Below are 22,469 nucleotides of genomic sequence, written 5' to 3'. Positions count from 1 at the left end.
GCGATTTCCTGACCGCGCTCGGCTTCCCAAGCTCCTGGCCGACGCGCATGGTCACCGAGCTCACTGCCGGCGAGGAACGTGCCTTGGTTCTCGCCGGCGGGTCGCCAGCGATCGATCCGGTGGCCTTGCTGGTGGCTGGTGCTGGTCCAATTCCGTTCGCAGCGAACTTCGTGGGCTGCCCGCCGAGATACACCAGTACCTCGCCGTAGCCGTCTGCGGGAATCCCGGTGACAACGGTGCCCGAACTGCCCACCAGGTCCTCACCACGCGGCGCGTCCGAGTCCGCGTCACTCATCAAAGCGCGGCTGAACTTCCACGTCAGCCACCCTGCGCCGGCCCCTGCCAGAACTCCCACCCCAGTGGCCGCTCCCATCCCGAGACCGGTAGCGCCCAGCGTGATCGCGCCGGCGAAACCGAGCATCGACAGGAACCCGGCGATCACCGGCAGCGACCGAAATCCGTCCAGACCGCCGCTCAGCCCGTCGAAGACTCCCTCCAACAGGCCGTCGAAGACCAGCGAGAGCACAAGAAGCACCAGACCGGCAATGCCGAGACCGAGAAACCAGCCCATGTTCCTCCCCATCCCCAAGGACTGCTGCGCCTCGCCCGTGGCCGCATCACGGTCCTCGACACCTCCCGCCTCAAGGACGTCGCGGGCTGACGTCACCGAACCGTAAGCCCTCCGCGCACGCCTGCCGGGCCTGGCGGATCTACAGTCGCACCAGGTCCCGAACACACAGGAGTCCTTCATGCGCGCCCGCACCCTCGTCCCGGCCGTCATGGCCGCTGCCCTGATCACCGTCGCCGGGTGCGGAACCGAAGGCGGCTCAGACTCCACCGGGGACGCCGGAGCAGCGCCCTCGAATACGTCGTCCCCCGCGCAGCCGCCCGCCTCGTCGGACGGCGGTGACGCCGGCAGCACCGGCGCCGAGGTGCCCGAAGCGCTGAAGTTCACCGCCTCCACGGTGGACGGCAAGCCGTTCGACGTGAAGACCCTGGCGGGCAAGCCGACCGTGCTGTGGTTCTGGGCCCCCTGGTGCCCCAAGTGCAAGGCTCAGGCAGCCGAGACGGCCAAGGTCGCCGCCGACTATGCGGGCAAGGCGAACGTGGTCGGCGTCGCGGGCCTCGACAAGAACGCTGCCATGAAGGACTTCGTCTCCGAGACGAAGACCGGCTCCTTCCCTCACCTGTCCGACGAGGCCGGTGACGTGTGGAAGCGGTTCGAAGTCACCGAGCAGAGCCGCTACGTCATCCTCGACAAGGACGGCAAGACCGTCTACGAAGGCGTCCTGCCCGGCGGAGAAGGACTGGCCGAGAAGGTCGCCGGACTCACCGGCTGAGTACACCATGGCCGACCTGCCGCTCGCCCTCGCACTCAGCGCGGGCATGCTCGCCGCCGTCAACCCGTGCGGCTTCGCCCTGCTCCCCGCCTACTTGTCGCTGCTCGTCCTCGGCGACGACGCCCCCGGCCGCACGGTCGCCGTCGGCCGGGCGCTGACGGCCACCGCCGCGATGACCGCCGGCTTCGCCGCGCTCTTCGGCGTCTTCGGGCTGGCCATCCAGCCCGTCGCGGGCCAGGTCCAGGAGCAGCTGCCCTGGTTCACCATCGTCTTCGGACTCGTCATGGCAGGGGCGGGGGCATGGCTGCTCGCCGGGCGCCAACTGCCCGCCCTGACCCCGAGGATCCGCCGGGCCCCCGCCGTCACCCGCTCCCTCCCCTCGATGGCACTGTTCGGCATGGCGTACGCCACGGCCTCGCTGGGCTGCACCATCGCACCGTTCCTCGCCATCGTGGTCTCCGCCTTCCGCGGCGGATCCACCGGCGAGGGCATCGCGCTGTTCGCCGCGTACGCGGGCGGGATGGGCCTGATCGTCGGCGCCGCCTCGCTGACCGTCGCCCTCACCCGCACGACTGCCGTCACCCGGCTGCGCCGTCTTGGCGCCATCGCCCCTCGGCTCGGCGGCGGACTGCTTCTGCTCGTGGGTGCGTACGTCGCGTACTACGGCTGGTACGAAATCCGCGTCCAGCGCGACCCTGCCACCCGGGACCCGGTCATCGACGCGGCAGGCGCCGTCCAGCGCACGATCGCCGACGCCCTGGACTCCGTCGGCCCTTCGGTGATCGCCGGCGTCTTCGCGGGCCTGCTGATCGCGGCTGCGGTGCTGGTGCGGGTCCGGCGGGCCCGTCGCCGGCGCACTACGGGCATCGATCCGCACACCATCTGAGGGTCTTGGTGCGCTGCCGTCGGGCGACTATCGGGGTTTGGCCGCCGTCAGCAGTGCGTAGCCGAGTGCGCCGTCCGTGACGGCGGCGCGCGCGGCTTTCAGTACGGGCAGGGCCGCCGCCGTGTCCAAGCCCGCCTCAGCGAGTCGTGCCGGGGCGGTGATGCGCAGCAGGTTCAGCCGGGCCTCGATCTGGTCGATCATGCGGATCATGGCCTGGTCGTGGCGTTCGGCGATGATCGTGCGCAGTCCGGCGGCGGTCAGGAGATCGGCGTACTCGGTCGTGGGGCGGGCGTCGGCGATGCAGGCGATGCGGGCGCCGAGCGTGGACAGCTCCGGTGGCAAACGGTCCGGAACGGCGGTGACGTCGGTGATGCCGAGGCGGCCGCCCGGGCGCAGGACCCGGGCGAACTCGACGGCGGCTTTCGCTTTGTCGGGGAAGGTGCACAGGGCGCACTCGCACACCACAGCGTCGAACACCCCGTCCGCGTATGGCAGATGCTCTGCGTCGCCCGTGACGAATACAGCCCGTTCCGAGAGTCCCGCGGCTTGCGCTGCCCCCTGTGCGAGGGTGGTGTTGGCAGCGGAGTAGTCGACGCCGTCCACCCGTACCCCGTGGATGTCGGCGAGCAGCAGCGCGGTGGTACCGCGGCCGGAGGCGACGTCCAGGACGCGGGACTGCGCGGACAAGGCGAGTCGGTCCGCGAGGCGGCGGGTCAGTGCCGTGCCTCCGGGATGGTACGACTCGCCCAGCAGGAGGGCGACGACATCGGAGGAGTACGCGGCGGCGCAGCACGCCTTGAGCCGGTCATCGCTCATCTCGCGTCTCCCTCACTGTCTTCGACCCGTACGGTGTCGTCGTGAGCCGGTCCGCGAGCGGCAGCGCGTTCGGCACGACCTGTGCGATCGAGACGCCGGACATCTGCGCGCGGATCTGTTCGCGGTAGCCGACGGAGTTGTACGCGCAGAAGGGGATGAGCCGTCCGTCCGGGGTGATCTCCTCGACGCAGCACTTCATCAGCTGCTTGACGTTGAGGGTGTAGGGGTCCTGGAAGTCCTGCACCACGATCATGAACGCCTTCTCGCTGAGGTCCTTCACGGCCCCGGGCAGGTCGATGCCGCAGCTGTCGGCGCAGCCCAGGGCCTCGGCCGTGGCGCGCAGCTTCTCCTGTGTCGTCTCGGTGCCCATGAAGGCGGAGGCGGACCACAGCTTCTCCAGCGCCTCGCGGATGCCGTGGTCGGGCATGACGCGGTTGGTGACGTAGTCGAGGTGGTCCTCGACGTTCAGCAGCCGGGGGATGGGGACCACGGTCCGGTCGCCGGGCGCGCCGTCCACCAGCAGATAGGTGACGGAGCGGCAGGTGGGAAAGCAGCACGGCACGGGGAAGAAGTCGCCCTTGCGGAACCATCCGGGCAACTGTTCGCCGATCAGCCTGATGACGTCGGGGTTGGTCAGGCGGTTCAGCGGGTCGAAGGCGACGTGGCGCCCGGAGTGGGTGACCGGCTGGAAGGCCACTGACCGTACGGCCGGGTGGTCGATACCGAACTCGACGATCGCACCGACCTCGTGCTCGTTGAGCCCGCGCTCGACGGCGGCCACCAGGGTGACGGTCAGTCCGGCGTCGGCGCAGTGGTCGAGCGCCTGCTGCTTGATCTTCCGCAGGTCGCGGCCCCGGATCTCCAGATGGGTGCGCTCGTCGAAGCCGTCGAACTGGAGGTAGACGCTGACAGACCTGCCCGGCGTCTCGTTGCGCCTGGCGATCTCGGCGGCGAAGGCGCGGTCGGAGGCGAGCCGGATGCCGTTGGTGTTGAGCGTGACGTTTTTGATTGGGCGCTGTTGGGCGAGGTCGATGAAGTCCAGGATGTGCCTGTGGATCGTGGGCTCTCCGCCGGAGAACATCACGACCTCCGCCTCGCCCTCCGACTCGACGAAAGTGTCGAGCATCCGCGCGCACTGCTCATGCGTGATCGAGTAGCCTCCCCCAGACTTCGTCCGGGAGGTACCCCCAGGCTGGTGACCCGAGTCGGCGAAGCAGATCGGGCAGTCCAGGTTGCAGCCGGTGTTGACCTCGATGATCCCCAGGCACGCATGCTGCTTGTGCTCCGGGCACAGCCCGCAGTCGCTCGGGCAGCCGTCGCGTACCTCGGTCTGAAAGGCGAGGGGGATCGTCCCCGGCTTGTTGAAGCGCGAGGAAGACAGGTACTCCTCCGCGTCACCGTAGACGAGGGCCTCGAACTGGCCGTGCTCACGGCAGCGTTTGCGCAGGTACACCTTGTTGTCGCGGATGTTGACCTGGGCGTCGACAGGCACCTTGCACACCGGACAGATGGACTTGGTGAACTCCACGAACACCTCGTCGCGATCGGTCTTGCCTCGCCGCGGTTCGGGTGCCTGCGTCATACAGAACTCCTCAGGTGTCTACGAGCAGCGGTCACAAGGGCACAGCGCCGCGACAGCGGCGGATGCGGCAGCGCAGGAGGTATGCCATGACCACCACCATCGCGCCGACCATGATCAGCCACGGGTTGCTCAGAAATCCGCCGACGGCAGCAAGCACGCCGGCGCCCAGCAGGCCGAGCAGCCCGCACAGACGGGAACGTTCACGCGGTCCGGAGGTCACGCGCCGCCTCCTCGTGCTCTCGAACCATGCGAACTCTGCGTAGCAGCAGCCCGGCGTAGAGCAGCAGCAGTGCATCCTGGACGAGCACAAGCCAGCTCAGGCGCTGGGTGAGGTAGATCCCGAAACAGCCGCAGTTGGCAACCGTGAGCCCACGCGCGTACGCCTGTACGGCCAGCAACGCCCACACCACCGCCACGCCCGCGAACACCCACACCGGGACTGTCGCGCGGGATCGCGGGCGAGCCAAAAACCACACCCCGCACACCAACTCGCCCACGATCAGTGCCACGGCGAGCACGGTCGCACCCGGGCCGACGACCTGCCCATAGCCGGCGATGATCCCGGGCATGTGGCGGAAGGACGCGAGCTGCCCGGCCGCCATCGCGGCGAACAGCGCGCCCAGCACGATCCGCAGCACCATGCTGCGCACGCTATGCCCGCGGCGCCGCCGAGAACTGTAAGCGCGCTCACCGAACCGGCCGCGGCCCTGCGGAGCATCGAAAATGGACGCTCAGCCTCTGGCCCTTTGCAACGCCGGCCTGCCGCGGCCACTGGGCACACCCGCGTACGGAGTGCTCCAGCGATCCGCGCCCGGGCCGACGCATGGGAGCTCCGCAAGACGGTGACTGCGGCCTTCGACTTGATCAGCGACCCAACTGGCGGCGTGAGCGCCTACGCGGTCAGAGCAGGGCCCTGCGTTCCGCCTCCTCTTTGACCGACTCGAGCGATGCCGCGACCGTCGCTTCCCACCGGGCAGCCACCTTCGTGCCCCACCACGTGCCTGCCCCCCACAAGTCGGTGCCCAGCTTTCCCTCGTACACGAGTCGGGTTCCTGCGGCTTCCTCGGCCAGGGTGAAGGATTCGACGACGTACGGCACCGGCCCGCGCACCAGGCGGAAGTCGACACGATTGGGCCGGGTGAAGCGCACCGTCTCCACAGTGACGGCCTTCCACCGGCTGCCCAGCGGCGTGATGTGTGCGGCGAGCACCATGTCGCTGCCACGCTCGAGCACCTGGACCTTCTCCCGCATTGCCCTGGTGGCCCGTCCCAGGTACGGCTGGGCGATCACATCGAAGACGGCCTCCTGGGGCGCCGCGATGTCGACAGCCTGCGGCCCGAGCGGCCGGATGCGCCGCCCCACGCCCAGGTCGACCGGCAGTGCACCGCTGACCAGCCCCGCCCAGCTGCCGGCGGCGACGGTCGCAACCCCTGCCGTCCAGGCCGCAGACCGAGCCAGGCTGCGGCCGGTCACGAGGCGATCCCCGGTTCGTCCGCGACCTCAATTGCGATCCCGTGCCTGAAGGCGACGTGGTTCTTGATCCGGCGGGCGAGGGGGCTCGGGCGCGGGTAGTACCAGGCCGCGTCTGGAATGGTCTGCCCGTCCACGGTGACGGCGTAGTACCGGGCTACCCCCTTCCAGAAGCACAGCGACCTCGTGGAACTCGGCATGAAGTACTCACGGTGCAGGGTCTCGGGCGGGAAGTAGTGATTGCCCTCGACGATCACCGTCTTGGGAGCTTCCGCGATCACGGTGCCGTTCCATACAGCCCGCAGCATGGTCTCACTCCTCATCATGTGCCGGGGGACTCCCGGGACGGACGACGTTATGCGTGGTCGGCGCGTGGCTCAGTGACCGTGCTTACCGTTCGCTGCGCAGTTCACCCATCCCGGCGAGGATGCGGGAGATGACGTCCGGTGCACTCGGTCGCGGCCGCACGCTGGGCCACTTCAGGCGGGGCATCGCGTGTGGAGCGGCCTGTGCCGGGGCCGGCAGGAAGCGCTGCCGACCTGTCCGTGGACGGAGGCAGTCAGCCCTCGCTGCCCGACCAGGCCGAGTGCGTGGCGGGCGTCGCCTCACTGCGGTTGAACCGGTCGCAGAGTGTGGCTCCGAGAATCAGCCCGTGTCCCGCGAAGACGGCCGAGGGCACAAGCACCATCCTCAGGAATTCGGCGTCCTCCGACCGCATTCCGGCGAGCGATGGAATGGCCGGGATCAGCACGCCTGTGTAAAGGACCAGGGCCGCGATCCCCTTTACCTTGAGGCCACCCGGAGTCGACTGCCGCCGCATCCATTGTGGCGCGCGCCCCGACAGAAGGACCGCGGCGAGGGGCAGAATGATGACCGACCACACAGTTATCCACAGCCAGTGGAACATGTCCCCTCCAAAGGACCGCGACCTTTCCGGCGATTGAGGGTGCCCTCACGCCTGTCGCGTTGCTGCGGACACAGTGACACCCCGGGCTGCGGCCGGTCACTGCCCAGGCGCGGCAGCCCGCAGCCGCTCAGGCTGCCGGAAGCGCGACGTGCCTATGGCCCGACGCGCGGCCTCCGCGGAGCAGAGCGGCGTGCGGGCGCTTGAACCGTCCGGTACCCGGCCTCGGTGAGCATGAACAACTGCCGTCGATAATGATCTTGAATGCCGAGCGCCGCGGCGGTTGGCCGGGGCTCCGCCTTGTGCCTGCGGGCTGCTTTTCAGTGGCCGACGGTGAGTTCGCCGCTGAGCTTGCCGTGGATGGGGGCGCGATCACCAGGGCGACGGCGCCGGTCGCGGCAGAGATCATCGCCCGGCGCCCACCCACGATCGAGTGGTCCGCTTGCCTCTGCTGGCTTACTGCCACGGGGCCGCCTGCCGGGCGTTCGGGTTGGTGAGCATGTGGCGGGGATCGGCAGCGCGGACAATCGCGGACTCCACCGCAGCGACCCGGTCGGCCAGCAGACCGAGAGCGGCGACGGCTCGGGTGAGCGGATCCTCCTCCGGTCCGCCCAGGGCCTGTCGGCGTCTGTACGTGGACGTGATCTCCGCCCAGCGGCCGGCCTGCTCCTTGGTGTGTGTGCCGCGCAGGGCGGCCAGCTTGAGGAGGTTGGATTCCGCTCCGGTGGTGAGAGTCTGGGCCTCGCCTGTGTAGTGGTCGTCGATGACGGCCGCGAGTTCGGCGTCGTTCATGACGGGCACGACGCGCTGGGCGATCTTGTTCATGTTGCGGTACGAACCTTGGAGCTGGAAGGGCGGTTCGGTGCGGGTGGCGTCGGTCTGGGCGGCGGAGGCGATGTACGCCTGGTTGACCGCGAGGACCGTCTCGCGCGCGGTGAGCAGGTGGCGCAGCACGGCGAGGATGCGGTCGAGCTCTGCCGGGGCATAGGGGTGGATGAGCCGGTCGCGCCGAGCGGTCGGGTTTCCCCCATGGCCTTCGGCATGGGTGGTACCCCCAGCGGCGAGGCGTACCAGCAGGTCCAGGTCGGCGCGGTCGCGCCCGGCGAGCGGTGCGAGGACGGAGTTCGAGGTGAGGGCGTTCTCGACGAAGCTGAAGGCGAAGGCGTCTTCCTTGCCGGTCAGGACGTCGCCGAGGTTCCAGACGTCGGCGCGATTGGCGAGCATGTCGGGGATGAGGAAGCGCTGCCCCGACTCGGTGTAGGGGTTGCCTGCCATGCAGACGGCGAAGCGCTTGCCGCGCAGGTTGTGGCCGTTGAGCGTGCGGGTGGCGTCGCACAGTGGGATGAACTTCTGCAGCAGTTCAGGAGAGGTGTGCTGGATGTCGTCCAGGTGCAGCAGGACGTTGTTGCCCGCCGCAAGCGCAAAGTTGATCTTTTCGATCTCCCGCCGGGCGGTGGCGTTCGGGGCCTCGGCCGGATCGAGTGATGTGGTCGCGTGGCCGAGCGCCGGACCGTCGACCTTGACCAGGAGCAGGCCGAGGCGGTCCGCGACGTACTCCATGAGGGTCGTTTTGCCGTAGCCGGGCGGTGAGAGGAGGAGCAGCATGCCGCTGTTGTCGGTCCGCCTGCTGTCTCCCGCGGCACCGAGCTGTTTGGCGAGGTTGTCCCCGATGAGAGGGAGGTAGACCTCGTCGACGAGCCGGTTGCGCACGAACGACGACATGACCCTGGGGCGGTATTCGTCCAGGCGAAGCCTGGTGTGCTCTGCGGCGACGAGGGTGCCGCGCAGCTTCTGGTACGCACGGAAGCCGGGCACTGCCCGGTCGGCGAAGTCCGCCGTCCGGACGAGGAATTCGTCCAGGCGGACGGGGAGGTCGCTCCGGGTGACTCGCGGGTGCGTCCCGAGCAGACCGCTGACGGTGCTGGTCAGCGGGGCGTCGACCTCGCGCCGTGGGAGGTCGGGGCAGAGCTCGATCGCGACGGCCTCGGCGAGGTCGCCGGCGTCGACGTCCTCCCCGCAGGCATCGGCGTACGACCTGAGCCAGCCTTCGACGAGCCGGTGAGCGGCGGCCGGGTCGTTGTCCTCGACGTGCGTGCGTACGTCCTCTTCGTACGGGGAAGAGCCGACAGCACGGCGGAACTTGTCGAGCAAAGTGCGGGCCGCGGTGCTGGTGGTGAAGGATTCCCCGGTGGCGAGTTCCTCGACCAGGTAGGCGGCGGCTCCCGCGTGGCGGTGCGCCTGCAGGCCCGGCATTCCGGCGGCGAAGGCGGCCATCGCATCGGTCATTTCGCCCCGCAGCGCGTCGAGCGCCGGGGCCGTCCCGAAAGTCTCGCGTGCCCGTATCAGCGACACGGCGTGCCGGGCCCATGTCTCGCGTGCCGAGGATGTCGTCCCGTACGTCCAGAACAGCTGGGCAGCGGCACGGTCCGCTGCCGGGTGGAGCAGCAGACCGGCGTCCTCGTGCAGTTGCAGCACGACGGCCAGGATCGCGGCCGCGTCGTGGTCGTGGATGCCGCGCTCGTAGCCCTCGTCGTACGCGGCTTCGGCCGCCCGGCGGGTGAGAGCGGCCAGGTCGGATCCGGCGAGCGCTTCCGGGCCATGCTCGGCCAGCAGCTGCGCGGCGAGGTGTTCGGCCCGGTAGACCTCGCTGTTCTCGGACGGGATGTGCTGGCCCCAGTAGGGACGGGTGGCCGGGAAATCCTGGGCTGTGACGGGGGAGCGGTAGTCGGTGCCGGTCAGGGCGAAGGCCATGCCGTCCTCGTGCGGGACGAGGGTGAGTTCCGTGGGCTGTCTGCTGACGGTGAAGCGGTGACGACCGAGTCTGATCGTCTCGCCGCCGTCCGCGTACAGCTCGGTACGGTCGTGCAGTGCTCGGCCGGCCTCCTGGCGCGCTGCCTTCAGTCTGCCCTCGAGCTCCTCCGCGCATACCAGGTCGCCGAGCGCACGGAGCTCCTGTGCGGTGCGGCGGACCTTTGCGGTCATCGGGTCGGAGGCGAAGTAGGTGTTGACCGCGTCCAGGCTGTCCAGGGTGGCCGTCCGTCGGGCGACCGCCTCCAGGACCCGTGTCGCCGACTCCGCGAGCCGTTCGGCATGCCGGGCGCGGGTGTCCTGGAGCGTCTGCCTGCGCGTGGAGAACGCCTCGTACACCTCGGTGCGCTTGTCCGCGACGTCGGTGAGGAAGTCGTCGTGGTCGGCGAAGCGCGACTCCAGGTTCTCCATCTGGAGCAGCAGCCGGGCGAGTTGCGCGTCGCAGTTCTCCGGGGAGTCGGCGGCGGCCAGCGCACCGGTGACAGACTGGCCCAGCAGGGCGAACTCGGCGGCGAACTCGGCCCGGCCCTCGTGGTCGAGAAGCTCCCGGCGGCGGGCGGCCAGGGTGGCACGAGCGCGGTTGACGCCGCCGAGGACGTCGGCGATCCGCTTCAGGATGGAGGTACGCACAGTGGCGTCGCCGATCTCCAGGCCCGCGATGACCTCGGCGAGTGACTGCAGACCGAAGGCCTGCTCATCCAGCCGCTGGGCGACCGGCCCCGCTGCGGCGACCGTGGTGATCGCCACGGCGTCCGCGGTCAGCCTCTCGATCTCCGTCTGGTAGCCGGTGAAGGAGTCCTCGCGCTGAAGGAAGGCGACGGCGCGCTGCGCCGCGGAGGCTACGTCGGCCTCCACATCCGTCGCGAGCTCGTCGATGCGCTCGGGGTCGGCGTACCGCATCTCCTTCAGCGTCAGCAGGTGCCCGTGTGCCTGGCGCAGTTCGGTGATGCGCGCGACCCATTCCCCGGCGCTCACGGGGGCCTCGCCACGGATGCGCCGGACCAGGCGGGCGATGTGCCCGGCGGACTCGGCCAGCGCGCCGGCCGCCTTCCGCGTCATCTCCTGCACGCCCCGGAACTCGTCCAGCACATGCTCGGCAGTGACGCGTACCGCGTCCAGCGGGGTCCGCAGATCCCCGGTCTCCGGGTCACCCAGCCAGTGGTGGGCGTCGGCGGCACGGGTGCATGCGGCGACGAGAGCCTCGTACGTTTCGATGGCCGCGGCTGTCTCGGCGACCTGTCGGGCGACGGCCAGGCAGTCGGACAGGCCGCGGACCAGGTCCGCGTTGCCGATCCTGGCGAGCGGCCCGGAGCCGGCCGGAGCTGCGGCGGCGTACGCGTCGGATGCATATGGGCTCCGCCACACCTGCGCGACGTGCACGCGGGCCGGGCCCTCGGAGGCGGGCGTGCGCAGGATGACGAGGGTTCCGTCGTCGAGAAGGGCGTAGCCCTGGCAGGTGAGGCGACTGGTGATCTCCTTGCGGATCTGGTTGTAGGAGAGGAGCAGACTGCGGCCCTCGAGGCGGGAGTGGAATGCGTACAGCACGTCCTCGCCGTTGGGGGAGTGCAGGACGCGCTCGAACTCCAGGTCGTCTGCGGTATCGGTGTCGAAAGTCTTCACGGTGCCCGTGGCCAGGCAGTATCCGCCGGGGAAGACGATGCCCTGGTCGTCGGGCAGACGGCGGCAGGACTGTCCGATGCCGTCGAGCCTGACGACGGACTTCGTAAGGGCGTTGAACACCAGGTGACGCTCGGTTTCCTCCTTGTACGGGCGGACGCGCAGGAGGATCAGCGCGCCTGCGCGGGCGTACGCAACGTTCGCATCGGCGAGCGACTGCAGCGGCTCGTCGACGGGCTCGCTGTATGTGCCCTGGTCGGACTCCGTGTCGTTCTCGGTCTTCACGGTGAGCGTGCCGCCGACCGTCGAGACGAACAGCGTGCCGTCGGCGACGGAGATGTGCGGACACCGGCCCAGGACGTGGTCGTCGCGTGTGGTCTCCACCCATGTGAGGTCGTGCGAGGCGGGGAAGGTGTGGTCGCGCTCACCGCGGGCGTCGAGGAAGCGGGTCTCGCCGGACGGGGAGGTTGACCAGCGCAGGACGCGGATGTCGTCGGCCTGCTCTCCGGTTTGGAAGACGGCCAGCAGCTTGCCCTCGACGTGGCGTAGCCGGAGGAGACGTGCTCCCTGGAAGTAGCGGTGAAGAGCGGCGAATTCTCGGTTGAAGTCCGGGTCGTCGAGGAGACCGGGTACTGCGTCCTCGGCGAGCCGGTTCAGCTCGCGGTCGTACAGCGAGAAGACGTCACCGACCGTGGTCCGCGGGGTCAAGGCGGCGGCGGTGTTGTGGCCGAGGAGGAGTCTGTCGCCGATGGCGACGATGTCGCGCCCCACGCAGGCGGTCTCGGTGCTGATGCGCTCGGTGCCGGTCAGGGCGAACTCGCCGGCTCCGAACTCGGCGATGCGGGCCGAGTTGAGTGCCTCGGCGCGCCGGGCCAGCTCGGTGGCCTGCGCGCCGAGCCGGTCGCGCAGCACCTCGTACGTTCCGGCGTCCATGCCGCCCCCGCCGTTGTCCATCCAGTTCACACTCCCTATGTGCTTGTGGTTGAGGTTCCGGAGCCGCCGACCCCCGTCCGGCGGTTCCGGAACCTCCGACCGCTCCCCCGGGGCGGTCAGCTCTTCGCGGTGCCGTTCAGCGCGGTGAGCGGGGTGTCGGCGAGGCCGAGTTCACCTGCTTTGTCGAGCAGTTGGCTCAGCTGCGCGGTGGGTGCTCCGCCCGTCTTCATGAGCTTCATCAGCAGTGCGGACACAGTGAGGTTCTGTACGTCCACGGTCGAGACCGCGCCCAGCATCTTCGTGAGGTCGTCCGTGAAGGACGCGGAGCCGTCCAGCCACGGTCCCGCGAGGGCCTGCGCGGTCTGCGAGTGCTCGACGAAGCCGTCGACGCTCTTGCCGAGTGAGATGGACTGCACGAGCCGGTCGAAGAAGACGGACTCGCCTCCCACGATGTTGATGTCGGCACTCTCCAGGCCGGTGGCGAGCACCGTGGCCTGCGCCTCGGCGACCTGACGCTGGACGTCCAGGCCCGCCAGACGGATGTCCTTCTCCGCCTCCAGGCGCAGCCGGAACTCCTCGTGCGTACGGGACGCCTCGTCCAGGGCAGCCATGGCGGCTGCCTTCTCGGTCAGTCCCGCGGCTTCCGCCTTGAGCTTTTCGCCGATGGCGGTGGCCTCGGCGAGCGCCTTCTCACGGGTGCCGGCCGCCTCGGCACGCAGCCGGGCCTCCGTTGCCCCAGCCTCCGCACGGCCCGCCTTCTCGATCGCGTCGGCCTCCTTCTCCCGTACTTGGACCGCCGCCAGGCCCTCGGCTGCGGCTTCGGCCTGGATGCCCTCGGCAAGGCGGACCTTGGCGCGGGCGTCCATGTCAGCGGCCTTGTTGCGGGCCTCGGCGAGGGTGAGTTCCTCCGCGGCGCGGTGGATCGCGGCCTGCTCGGCGGCTTCAGCGGCCTTGATGTCCTTGACCAGCTGCTCCTGTGCCTCGGCCTCGGCGGCGATGACGACGGTCTGCCGGTTGCGCTCGGCCTCTTCGACCGCGCGGAGCTTCTTGATGGACTCCTCCTGCTCGGCGACCGTACGGTCCACCGCGACCCGCTCGCGGATGACCTCGGCGATCTCCCGGCGCTCGGCCTCGACCTCCTTTTCCGCGGAGATGCGTGTCAGTTCGGTCTCCCGGTCCCGGGCGATGACTTCGAGCAGCCGGTCCTTCTCGATGCGCTCGTTCTCGACGGCGATGACGCGCTCGCGGTTCTTCTGGGCGACGGCGACCTCGCGGGCCTGGTTCTCGCGCTGGATACCGAGCTGCTCCTCCGTCTTCAGGAAGGCGCTCTGTGCCCGCAGCCGCTCTTCCTCGACCACCCAGGCCGTCTCGGCCTCCTCTCGGGCCCGTACGGTCTCGATCTCCCGCTTCTGCTTGACCTCGGCATCCGCCTGTCGGCGCTCCAGCTCGAGGATCGCCTCGCGGGCGTCGACGTTCTGCCGGGTGAGCTCCTTCTCCTCGTGCCGCTGGAACTCATTGGTGCGCACGTGCTCTACAGCCGTCAGCTCGGTGATCTTCCGGATGCCCTGGGCATCCAGGATGTTGGAGGCGTCCAGCTGCGCGAGCGGCGTCTGCTCCAGGTAGTCGATCGCCGCGTCCTCGAGGCTGTAGCCGTTCAGGTCCGTGCCGATGACCTGGATGATCCGGTCCCGGAACTCGTCGCGCTTGGTGTAGAGGTCGGTGAAGTCCAGCTGCTTGCCGACCGTCTTGAGTGCCTCGGAGAACTTGGCGTTGAACAGATCCTGCAGTGTCTCCTTGTCGCTGGCGCGTGCCGTGCCGATCGCCTGGGCGACCTTGATGACGTCCTCGACGGTCTTGTTCACCCTCACGAAGAACGAGATCCGGATGTCGGCCCGGATGTTGTCCTTGCAGATCAGCCCGTCCCGTCCGGTCCGGGTGATGTCGATGGTCTTCACCGAGATGTCCATGATCTCGGCCTTGTGGAGCACGGGCAGGACGACCTGCCCGGTGAAGGTGACGTCCACCTTGCGCATCTTCGACACGATCAGCGCCTTGCCCTGCTCCACCTTCCGGAACAGTCGGCTGATCACGAACAGCATGGCGACGGCAATGAGCAGGACAACGGCGATGAGCACACCGATGCCCATGGTGATGGCATCCATGAAAAATCCCCTGGTGAGAGGTGAAAGCTGAAGGCTGAGGGCAGCGGCGTGTCAGCCGCGCGGGTCGAGCGCCGCGTCGTAGGGCGCGACCCAGAAGAACTCGCCGGCGTCGTCGTACGCGTACAGCAGCCCCGTACTGCCGAGTGCCAGGACGTCGGTCCCGGTCTGGCGGACCTGGACGACAGCCGTGGAGCCGTCCCGCGCCGCGACCTCGGCCTGGCCGAAGCCCGCGTCCACCCGCCCCGTGCGGATGGTGCAGGTCAGCCCGACGAAGTCCTGCCGGGACGGCCCGGGTTCATCAGGGAACAGCTTCGCGAGCGGTCGCACGAGTACCCGGGTCACCCGCCAGGCGAAGAAGAGCGAGCCGAAGAGCAGGACCGCGCCGAGCAGATGGATCGCGGCTTCAGGCAGGTCCGAGCGGGTGAGGAACACGGAACCGCTGTAGTTGGCGAACCACGCGAGCACGATCAACAGCGAGGCCGACACGGAGACGGGCACTCCGCCGAGATGCAGAGTGTCGGCGTCAACGTCGGCGTCGAAGCTGTCGGATTCGACGGCGCCGATCAGTACGAGCAGCCAGAAGCCGACGACGACCACGAGTGCTGAGGTGAAGAGCACCGTGGGGAACCTGACGGCGACTTCCAGAAACTCTGCCATCGGTCCTCCCCTCGTCTCCTGCCGGTCGAGGTCACCTCGGCCGGCAGTCGGAGCGGATCACTCCTTTCCGGCCTCCGGCAGGAGATCTTCCCCTCCGCCCGACCCATCTCATCCTGGCAGCGCAGCAAGCCTGTTCGCATTGCCGCTCACTGGCAATCTTTACGGCTTCTTGATGCCGGTCGCAGACCCCCGGAACGGTCGTGCCACCCTTGGCATCCTCGCGTCACGCAGTCGTCAGCGGCGCGTCAGAAAGGCGGGGAGAGGCATGACGGAGCGGGAGACACCCGAGGAGTACCTGAAGGGGTACACCCAGACCTTGGTGGATGCCTGCGCCACGAGCCGTCGGCTCACCCGCGAGGAGCTGACGTCCCTCCGGATCCAGGGCGAGCGCGCCGCAGAGGCCGGCATCGGACTGCGCGTCCTGGTCCGTGCCCATCTCGCCGCCGCCGGAACCGTGCGACCCGGACTGACGGGCACCGCCGCCGAACACCTCCTTGCCGCCGTCGAGCAGGCCGTGGACGCCTTCGCGGAGGGGCACGAGCGAGCCCAGCGACTGGCGGTACGTCAGGAGGAGGCCGTGCGCCGGGAGTTCATCGACGACCTGCTCTACGGGCGCAGCGATCTTGGCCGTCTGGCGGAGCGCGCCGAGCGTTTCGGGCTGCTGCTCTCCCATGCCCACGCGGTCGCCGTGGCGCAGGGCACCGAGCCGTTCGACGACGGCTCCCCCATCACCCGCCACATCGATTCCTCGCTCGTCGCGCGTTTCGGGAACCGCCGCATCCTGCTCACCACCAAGGACGGCCGGCTCATCTGCATCGCACCGGGCGACCAGTCCGAGGTGCTCAGCTTCTTCGCCAAGCAGGCGTACGCGGCGACGGACGGCGGCCAAGTGGCCATCGGCCGGGCCCATCCAGGCGCCGGAGGCGTCGTCCACTCCTACGAAGAGGCGCTGAACGCTCTCGACCTGGCCACCCGCATGGACCTCGAAGACCCTGTGCTCCATGCCGCTGACCTTCTGGTGTATCCCGTGCTGACCCGGGACCGCCAGGCCATGGCCGACCTCGTGCACAGCGTCCTCGGCCCACTCAAGCAGGCCCGCGGCGGAGCCCAGCCCCTGATCGACACCCTCACCGCGTACTTCGACACGGGCTGTGTGGCCGCCGAGGCAGCCCGACGGCTCTCGCTGAGCGTGCGGGCGATGACGTACCGGCTCGAACGCATCCACAAGCTCACCGGTGCCGACCCGGGCGACCCCGTCCACCGCTACACCCTCCAGACAGCGGTCGTCGGCGCACGCCTGCTGGACTGGCCGAACCAGGACCTCTGACGGCCAGGGCGTGCGCGGGCGCGAGCGGGGCCGGTCATGGTCGCCCTACCGGGCGTCTTCCACACTGTGCGGCACCCCAGCGTTCACTGGGGCTTGGCCGGCACGGGACGACGGCGCTGAGGAGCCGAGCCCGTTCACGCGGATGGACCTCAGCAGCGGCTCAGAGGACGGGGATTGACGAGCCCCTGATGTCGCCCATGGCTCGTGAAGCAGGGGTCACGACATCGGTGCGCTCGTGGGGATCCCTGCCCCCGCGGAGCGTCGGCGCCTCCGGATCTCGGTATGCGCGACCACCAGAGTCGCTACGTTCAAGGGGAACGCCGCAGCGGAGGCGATTTCTGTCGTGCCGGTGGCCCTGGTGAGACTGGAGGCCAGTGCCGCACACAACAGTGTGGCGGGCAAGCAGCGGCGCCAAGTGGGAAGGTCTCGCAGACGCCACACCCGAACGCTCAGTACAACATTGAGGGTGAGGAAGGCTACGGCCCAGGCGGCCAGCAGGAACAGAGTCAGGGGCATCGGCAGAACTCCACAACAGAGGAAGACGTCATGCCGACCGGCCTTCCTGGCTCACTGGTGGGCGGCGCGGAGATGACACCGAGCAGGTGGTGCCGCCGACCTTGGTCTTCTGGGCCACTGCCACCAGCGGGCCGCGTACCGCGCCGTCAGGGCCGCCGCCTCCCGCGCAGTGTCGTCGGGTTCCGCAAGCGGCGGCGGAGGTACATCTGCGTGCAGGTGGTCCCCCACCGAAGCCCTGCTCCTCGGTCGATATGTGTGAATGCGGTTCCGCGAGGTCATGCGCGAGCATGCCCGATCTCCTTGCTGTGCTGGGCTGCCGCCTCGTCCTCGTCGCTCGGAATGCCGGCCAGGTCCTCTACGTGGAAGAGACGGGCGATCGGTACGTCGGTGCTGCTGTGGGCGATGATCGAGGCGGCGATGCACACGGCGATCAGCGTGTACGCCTCCTTACCCTGCGGGATACCGGCCTGCAGGACCAGAAGTCCGTACACCACCGATGCGAAGCCCTTCGGTCCGAACCAGGCCGCGACCAGCTTCTCGCGGCGGTCGAACCCGGTTCCGATCAGCGAGATGAGCAGTGATGCCGGCCGGATGAGCACGATCGCCAGCACCACGGCGACGTATCCGCCCAACGACAGGTCCGCGAAGAGCTGCGGGGTGAGCAGTGCGCCGAAGACCAGAAGGGCGGCGAACTTGGCAAGCTCGGCCAGCGCCTCGCCGAGCGGCTCGAACGCAGCCTTCGCCTCCGGGGAGACGGCAGTGAGGACCGCGCCGGCCGAGAAGGCCGCGAGGTAGGGGTTTGCGTGGGTGAGGTGGCACAGCCCGTACAGGATGATCCCGATGGCCAGCGGCAGCAGCGGCTGCAGCTTCGGTTCCGCACCCAGCAGCCGGAACCGCGCAAGACCGTTCACCAGCAGTGGCAGGAGAACACCGAAGGCCAGTCCCAGCCCCAGTTCCAGGGCGATCTTGCCGAACGACGCGTTGCCGTGGCCGACTGCGGGGCCGGCCGCCGCGATGAGGACCAGAACGATCGGCAGCGCGAGACCGTCGTTGACGCCGCTTTCCACATTCAGCAACTGCCGTAGCTTGGCAGGGACTTCCTTGCGCCCCACGATCGCCGACGCGAACACCGGGTCCGTAGGCGCCAGCACCGCGCCCACCAGGAACGACGTCGTCCAGTCCAGACCCACCACGTAGTGCGTGACCAGGGCCATGCCGACGAAGGCGAGCGGCATGCCCAGCCCCAGGGCCCGCGCCGGGTTCTTCCAGTTCGCCCGCAGCTTGGGGAAAGAGACATGCATGCCGTCGGTGAACAACACGGCGAACAGAGCGAGGTCAGCAGTCACCGAGACGATCTCACTGTTTGGCGTGATGTGAATCAGACCGAGAAAGCCGTCACTGACCAGCGCCCCGCCGACCAGGAAGAGGAGCGATGTGGACAGAACCGTACGAGCAGCGAGCCCGGACAGCAGCACAGCGATGAGCAGTGCGACCCCGAAGACAGCAACGAGCACCATGAGGGTGTCCCCCGATCGGAAAAGAGAGCTCTCTCGAATTCGCCGACCAGGCTTCCCGGCACACCGCTGGGAACCTTACCCGTTCTTTACGCGACATTGACAGGTCTCTAGCGCGCACCCGTGGCGTTGTTGCATTGCCGACACCCGGAAGCGAGCTCGGTCAACTGCAACGGCGGGCCGGCTGTCAGAAGCGGCCTCCCGACCAGGGCGCATGCGCGACGGGTGACCCGGCACGCTCGGCCTCGCCGCGGTTGAACGCTCGCTCAGGGTCGCTCCGATGACGAGTCCGTTGGCGCCGAAGACGGCTGCGGGCAGCAGGACCAGCCTCGTGAAGTCCGCGTCCTCCGAACGCAGGCCGGCAAGAGGGCGAGCATGCTGTTCAGCTCCAACCTCCTGGAGACAGACGTTCCCAACAACTGGGCCAAGGCCATCAGCCGCCGGAGCGGCTCGGCGTCCACCATGTCGTACTGCCCGACCACGAGATGGGGGAGCGCGTCGCACGCCTCCTCACGGGCCGCATGGTCCGTTCCCGTCGGTGGGACGGACTTGCCGCTCATCGTTGCCTGGCTCGTGGTCGCCGGCCTGGTGTTCACCGGCTGGTTCGGGCTGGTGCAGATCCGCAAGTTCCGGCTCGCGGTCGACGTGGTGCGGGGCAAGTACGACGAGGAGGGGTCGGCCGGTGAGGTCAACCACTTCCAGGCGCTGACCGCCGCGGTCTCGGGCACGGTCGGTCTCGGCAACATCGCCGGTGTCGCCGTGGCCGTCTCCATCGGTGGTCCCGGTGCGACGTTCTGGATGATCCTCTGCGGCCTGCTGGGTATGGCCACGAAGTTCGTCGAGGTCACCCTGGGTGTGAAGTACCGCGAGGTGCATGCCGACGGCACCGTCTCCGGCGGCCCGATGCACTACCTGCCCAAGGGCCTCGCCGACCGCTTCGGAAAGAACGGCAAGACCCTCGGCAAGGTGCTCGCCGTCCTCGCCTCCTTCATGATCCTGTTCTTCGGCCTCTTCGGCGGCAACCTCTTCCAGGTCAACCAGAGCTACGCACAGCTCGTCTCCGTCTCCGGTGGCGAGAACGGCGCCCTCGGCTCGTCCGCGGGTGCCCTGTTCTTCGGCATCCTGATCGCCGCGCTCGTCGGCATCGTCCTGCTCGGCGGCATCCGCTCCATCGCCAATGTCACCAGCAAGTTGGTCCCGGCCATGGCCGGCATCTACATCGCCGCCTGCCTGGTCGTCATCCTGGTGAACGTCACCGCCGTCCCCGATGCCCTGGCCTCGATCGTCAAGGGCGCCTTCAACCCCGAGGGCGTCGCCGGTGGTGTCCTCGGCGCACTGATCATCGGTTTCAAGCGGGCGGCGTTCTCCAACGAGGCCGGTCTCGGCTCCGCGCCGATCGCCCACTCTGCCGTGAAGACCAAGCACCCTGCCAGCGAGGGTCTGGTCGCCCTGCTGGAGCCGTTCATCGACACCGTGGTCATCTGCACCATGACCGCCCTGACGATCGTGATCGCCAACCCGGCCAGTTGGGCCGAGGCGCGTGCGGGCGAGTCGATCGGCGGCGTCACCATCACCTCCGACGCGTTCGGCACGGTGCTGCCCTGGTTCCCGTGCATCCTCACCATCGCGGTGATGCTGTTCGCCATCTCGACGGTGCTGACCTGGGGCTACTACTGCCTCAAGGCCTGGACGTACCTCTTCGGTCGCAGCAAGGCCAGCGAGCTCATCTTCAAGGTGCTTTACACGCTGTTCGCCGTCGCGGGCTCCCTGCTCACCCTGCAGACCCTGATCGACATGGCCGACGCCATCCTGTTCATGCTCGCCGTCATCAACATCATCGGCCTCTACCTCCTCGCCCCGGTTGTCAAGCGCGAGCTGAACTCCTTCCTGGAGTTCGTCCGCGCCCGCAAGGCCAGCGAGACAGGCCACGCCGACGAGGACCCGGAGCTGGTGAAGACCACCGCCTGACCGCCCCTGCGACCCGGCTCCTGAGCGGGCCTGCGCACACCTCTCGCCTTGGTGTGCACAGGCCCGCTCGTTGTGCGTTTCAGCAGGTGAAACGGCATCTGGTGGGATCACCGGCAGGCGGTTAGGGTGTAAAGAACGCGTCAATGCAGCGCCCCGAAGCGGGGCCGTGAGACGCGGGGTGTGCCGGGAAGTCTGGTCGGCGTCCTAGGGGCCGTATGCCCTCACGTCGATGCCCCGGAGGTCCTCCTGATGGCCGCTGCCCCGCGCGAGCGTTCCACCTTCCTCGGCCTGCTGCCCTGGCCGGAACGCACAGCAGTGGCCCAGGCGCTGCGAACGGAGACAGTCGGCGGACTGGTGCTTCTCTTCGCAGCCGTGGTGGCCCTGGTATGGGCGAACACCCCGTGGAGCGGGGCCTACGAGCAGCTACGTGACTTCCACTTCGGTATCCCCGCACTCGGCCTCGACCTCTCCGTGGAGCACTGGACCGCTGATGGTCTGCTCAGCATCTTCTTCCTGGTCGCGGGCATCGAGCTGAAGCGCGAACTGGTCGTCGGTGAGTTGCGCACTCCTGCTACGGCAGCTCTGCCGGTCGTCGCCGCCCTGTGCGGCATGGCAGTGCCCGCCGCCGTGTACGCCGCCACTGCCGGCGCGGGTGGGGGCAGACTGGACGGCTGGGCCGTCCCCATGGCCACCGACATCGCCTTCGCTCTCGCGGTCCTCGCCGTCCTCAGCACCCACCTGCCCTCGGCGCTCCGCGCCTTTCTGCTCACCCTCGCCGTCGTCGACGACCTCGGCGCGATCCTCATCATTGCGATCTTCTTCACCAGCGATCTGAATTTCTTGGCCCTGGGCGGCGCGTTCGCCGGACTGCTCGTCTTCTATGTTCTCCAGCGCTTCCGTGTGCGGGGCTGGTGGTGGTACGCCCCGCTCGGCATCGCGATCTGGGCGCTGATGTACAACGGCGGTGTCCACGCCACCGTCGCCGGTGTGGCCATGGGCCTGATCCTGCGCACCACCCGCGACAAGGGCGAGACCGCCTCCCCGGCAGAGCGGACCTCGCATCTGCTGCACCCGGTCTCGGCGGGCATCGCCGTCCCCCTCTTCGCGCTGTTCGCCGCAGGCGTCGCAGTCTCCGCATCGGCCGTGGGTGACGTCTTCACCGGCCCGGAACCGCTCGGGGTCGTCCTCGGTCTGGTGGTCGGAAAGACCGTCGGCATCTTCGCGGGCACCTACCTCGCCGCCCGCTTCACCCGGGCCCGGCTCAACCCGGACCTGGCCTGGGCGGACGTCCTGGCGCTGTCCGTCCTGGCCGGGATCGGCTTCACTGTCGCCCTCCTGATCGGCGAATTGGCCTTCCCCGATCCGGCCGACGCCGAGAGCATCAAGGCGGCGGTCCTCATCGGATCGCTGATTGCGGCGGGCCTGGCCGCCCTGCTGATCAAACGCCGCAACAGGATCTACCGCCGCCTGTACGAGGAAGAAACACGCGACGACGACCACGACGGCATCCCCGACATCTACCAGCGCACCGGCTCCGGCCTCCAATAGCTGGCCGGTTGGCTGGTCGGCGGGGCCGCCGGTCCGACCCTTCTGGTGAGCGGCGGCACCAACGCGGCCGGGTAGCGCGGCAGCCCGGCGCCCTCACGCAGGCGCAGCACGACACCGAGGGTCGCGAAGGCGTCATGGTCGTGGATGCCGCTCTCGTAGCCCACGTCGTACGCCGCCTGAGCAGCCCGACGGGCGTGCTCGGCCCGCTCAAGCAAGCCCACGGGCGGAGCACAGCCCCTGATCGACACCCTCACGGCGTACTTCGACACGGGCTGCATGGCTGCCGAAGCGGCGCGGCGGCTGTGGCTGAGCGTCCGGTCATGACGTACCGGCTCGATCGCACCCACAAACCGACCGGCGCCGGCCCGGCGACCCCGTCCACCGCTACACCTTCCAGACAGCAGTGGCGGCGCAGACTCTC

Annotated in this window: 17 protein-coding genes and 2 pseudogenes; 6 read left to right on the top strand and 13 right to left on the bottom strand. The window is 68.9% G+C overall.

What is annotated here, in order from left to right:
* Positions 1 to 157: 157 nt before the first annotated feature.
* Positions 158 to 571, bottom strand: a pseudogene (locus OHS70_RS21625) (hypothetical protein); the annotation flags it as partial.
* A 178-nt stretch (positions 572 to 749) separates the two neighbouring features.
* On the opposite strand from OHS70_RS21625, the gene OHS70_RS21620 reads away from it, so the two are divergent.
* Together OHS70_RS21620 and OHS70_RS21615 are read left to right on the top strand one after the other, a co-directional pair.
* Positions 750 to 1,340: a redoxin family protein gene (locus OHS70_RS21620; RefSeq protein ID WP_328399508.1), complete on the top strand. Its 591-nt coding sequence runs from the start codon at positions 750 to 752 to the stop codon at positions 1,338 to 1,340.
* Positions 1,341 to 1,347: 7 nt separating this feature from the next.
* Complete coding sequence (locus OHS70_RS21615; protein WP_328399506.1) at positions 1,348 to 2,226, top strand: cytochrome c biogenesis CcdA family protein; 879 nt, start codon at positions 1,348 to 1,350, stop codon at positions 2,224 to 2,226.
* Between the two features lie 27 nt (positions 2,227 to 2,253).
* Here OHS70_RS21615 and OHS70_RS21610 read toward each other — a convergent pair whose 3' ends face one another.
* The 10 genes from OHS70_RS21610 to OHS70_RS21565 form a co-directional block, all read right to left on the bottom strand.
* Complete coding sequence (locus OHS70_RS21610) at positions 2,254 to 3,042, bottom strand: class I SAM-dependent methyltransferase (RefSeq protein ID WP_328399504.1); 789 nt, start codon at positions 3,040 to 3,042, stop codon at positions 2,254 to 2,256.
* Positions 3,032 to 4,624 carry a radical SAM protein gene (locus tag OHS70_RS21605; protein ID WP_328399502.1) on the bottom strand — a complete coding sequence of 531 codons (1,593 nt, stop codon included), beginning with the start codon at positions 4,622 to 4,624 and terminating at the stop codon, positions 3,032 to 3,034. Before OHS70_RS21605 ends, OHS70_RS21610 begins: the two co-directional genes overlap by 11 nt.
* Before the next feature lie 31 nt (positions 4,625 to 4,655).
* Entirely contained in the window at positions 4,656 to 4,844 is a 189-nt protein-coding gene (locus OHS70_RS21600) for a hypothetical protein (protein ID WP_328399500.1), read from the bottom strand.
* The gene (locus OHS70_RS21595; protein ID WP_328399498.1) at positions 4,825 to 5,265 is read right to left on the bottom strand and encodes a MauE/DoxX family redox-associated membrane protein; all 441 of its coding nucleotides are present in this window, start codon (positions 5,263 to 5,265) and stop codon (positions 4,825 to 4,827) included. The genes OHS70_RS21600 and OHS70_RS21595 overlap by 20 nt, the downstream gene beginning before the upstream one ends.
* 259 nt (positions 5,266 to 5,524) lie before the next feature.
* Positions 5,525 to 6,097, bottom strand: a complete 573-nt coding sequence (locus OHS70_RS21590; RefSeq protein WP_328399496.1) for an SRPBCC family protein — start codon at positions 6,095 to 6,097, stop codon at positions 5,525 to 5,527.
* The gene (locus OHS70_RS21585) at positions 6,094 to 6,402 is read right to left on the bottom strand and encodes a DUF427 domain-containing protein (RefSeq protein ID WP_328399494.1); all 309 of its coding nucleotides are present in this window, start codon (positions 6,400 to 6,402) and stop codon (positions 6,094 to 6,096) included. Before OHS70_RS21585 ends, OHS70_RS21590 begins: the two co-directional genes overlap by 4 nt.
* A gap of 251 nt (positions 6,403 to 6,653) precedes the next feature.
* Positions 6,654 to 7,001 carry a hypothetical protein gene (locus OHS70_RS21580; protein ID WP_328399492.1) on the bottom strand — a complete coding sequence of 116 codons (348 nt, stop codon included), beginning with the start codon at positions 6,999 to 7,001 and terminating at the stop codon, positions 6,654 to 6,656.
* Positions 7,002 to 7,454: 453 nt separating this feature from the next.
* Positions 7,455 to 12,377 carry a DNA repair ATPase gene (locus tag OHS70_RS21575; RefSeq protein WP_328399490.1) on the bottom strand — a complete coding sequence of 1,641 codons (4,923 nt, stop codon included), beginning with the start codon at positions 12,375 to 12,377 and terminating at the stop codon, positions 7,455 to 7,457.
* Between the two features lie 95 nt (positions 12,378 to 12,472).
* Positions 12,473 to 14,518: a flotillin family protein gene (locus tag OHS70_RS21570; protein ID WP_328399488.1), complete on the bottom strand. Its 2,046-nt coding sequence runs from the start codon at positions 14,516 to 14,518 to the stop codon at positions 12,473 to 12,475.
* A gap of 51 nt (positions 14,519 to 14,569) precedes the next feature.
* Positions 14,570 to 15,175, bottom strand: a complete 606-nt coding sequence (locus OHS70_RS21565; protein WP_328399486.1) for a hypothetical protein — start codon at positions 15,173 to 15,175, stop codon at positions 14,570 to 14,572.
* A 265-nt stretch (positions 15,176 to 15,440) separates the two neighbouring features.
* On the opposite strand from OHS70_RS21565, the gene OHS70_RS21560 reads away from it, so the two are divergent.
* Positions 15,441 to 16,502 carry a PucR family transcriptional regulator gene (locus tag OHS70_RS21560; RefSeq protein WP_328399484.1) on the top strand — a complete coding sequence of 354 codons (1,062 nt, stop codon included), beginning with the start codon at positions 15,441 to 15,443 and terminating at the stop codon, positions 16,500 to 16,502.
* Between the two features lie 791 nt (positions 16,503 to 17,293).
* Here the strand turns inward: OHS70_RS21560 and OHS70_RS21555 are convergent.
* On the bottom strand, positions 17,294 to 18,535 hold the full coding sequence (locus OHS70_RS21555) for a cation:proton antiporter (RefSeq protein ID WP_328399482.1): 1,242 nt from the start codon (positions 18,533 to 18,535) through the stop codon (positions 17,294 to 17,296).
* 459 nt (positions 18,536 to 18,994) lie between these two features.
* Here OHS70_RS21555 and OHS70_RS21550 point away from each other — a divergent pair, with 459 nt between their 5' ends.
* Complete coding sequence (locus tag OHS70_RS21550; RefSeq protein WP_328405806.1) at positions 18,995 to 20,500, top strand: alanine/glycine:cation symporter family protein; 1,506 nt, start codon at positions 18,995 to 18,997, stop codon at positions 20,498 to 20,500.
* 249 nt (positions 20,501 to 20,749) lie between these two features.
* Complete coding sequence (nhaA, locus tag OHS70_RS21545; protein ID WP_328399480.1) at positions 20,750 to 22,048, top strand: Na+/H+ antiporter NhaA; 1,299 nt, start codon at positions 20,750 to 20,752, stop codon at positions 22,046 to 22,048.
* Here nhaA and OHS70_RS21540 read toward each other — a convergent pair.
* A complete protein-coding gene (locus OHS70_RS21540; protein WP_328399478.1) occupies positions 22,018 to 22,269 on the bottom strand; it encodes a hypothetical protein in 252 nt (83 codons plus the stop codon). The two genes, nhaA and OHS70_RS21540, sit on opposite strands and share 31 nt — an antisense overlap.
* Between OHS70_RS21540 and OHS70_RS21535 the strand changes: the two are divergent.
* Positions 22,246 to 22,469, top strand: a pseudogene (locus OHS70_RS21535) (helix-turn-helix domain-containing protein); the annotation flags it as partial. The gene OHS70_RS21540 and the pseudogene OHS70_RS21535 sit on opposite strands and share 24 nt — an antisense overlap.

Origin of the sequence: Streptomyces sp. NBC_00390 (genome assembly GCF_036057275.1) — a bacterium.
GTDB lineage: Bacteria > Actinomycetota > Actinomycetes > Streptomycetales > Streptomycetaceae > Streptomyces.
This window is presented reverse-complemented; position numbering and strand designations above follow the sequence as displayed.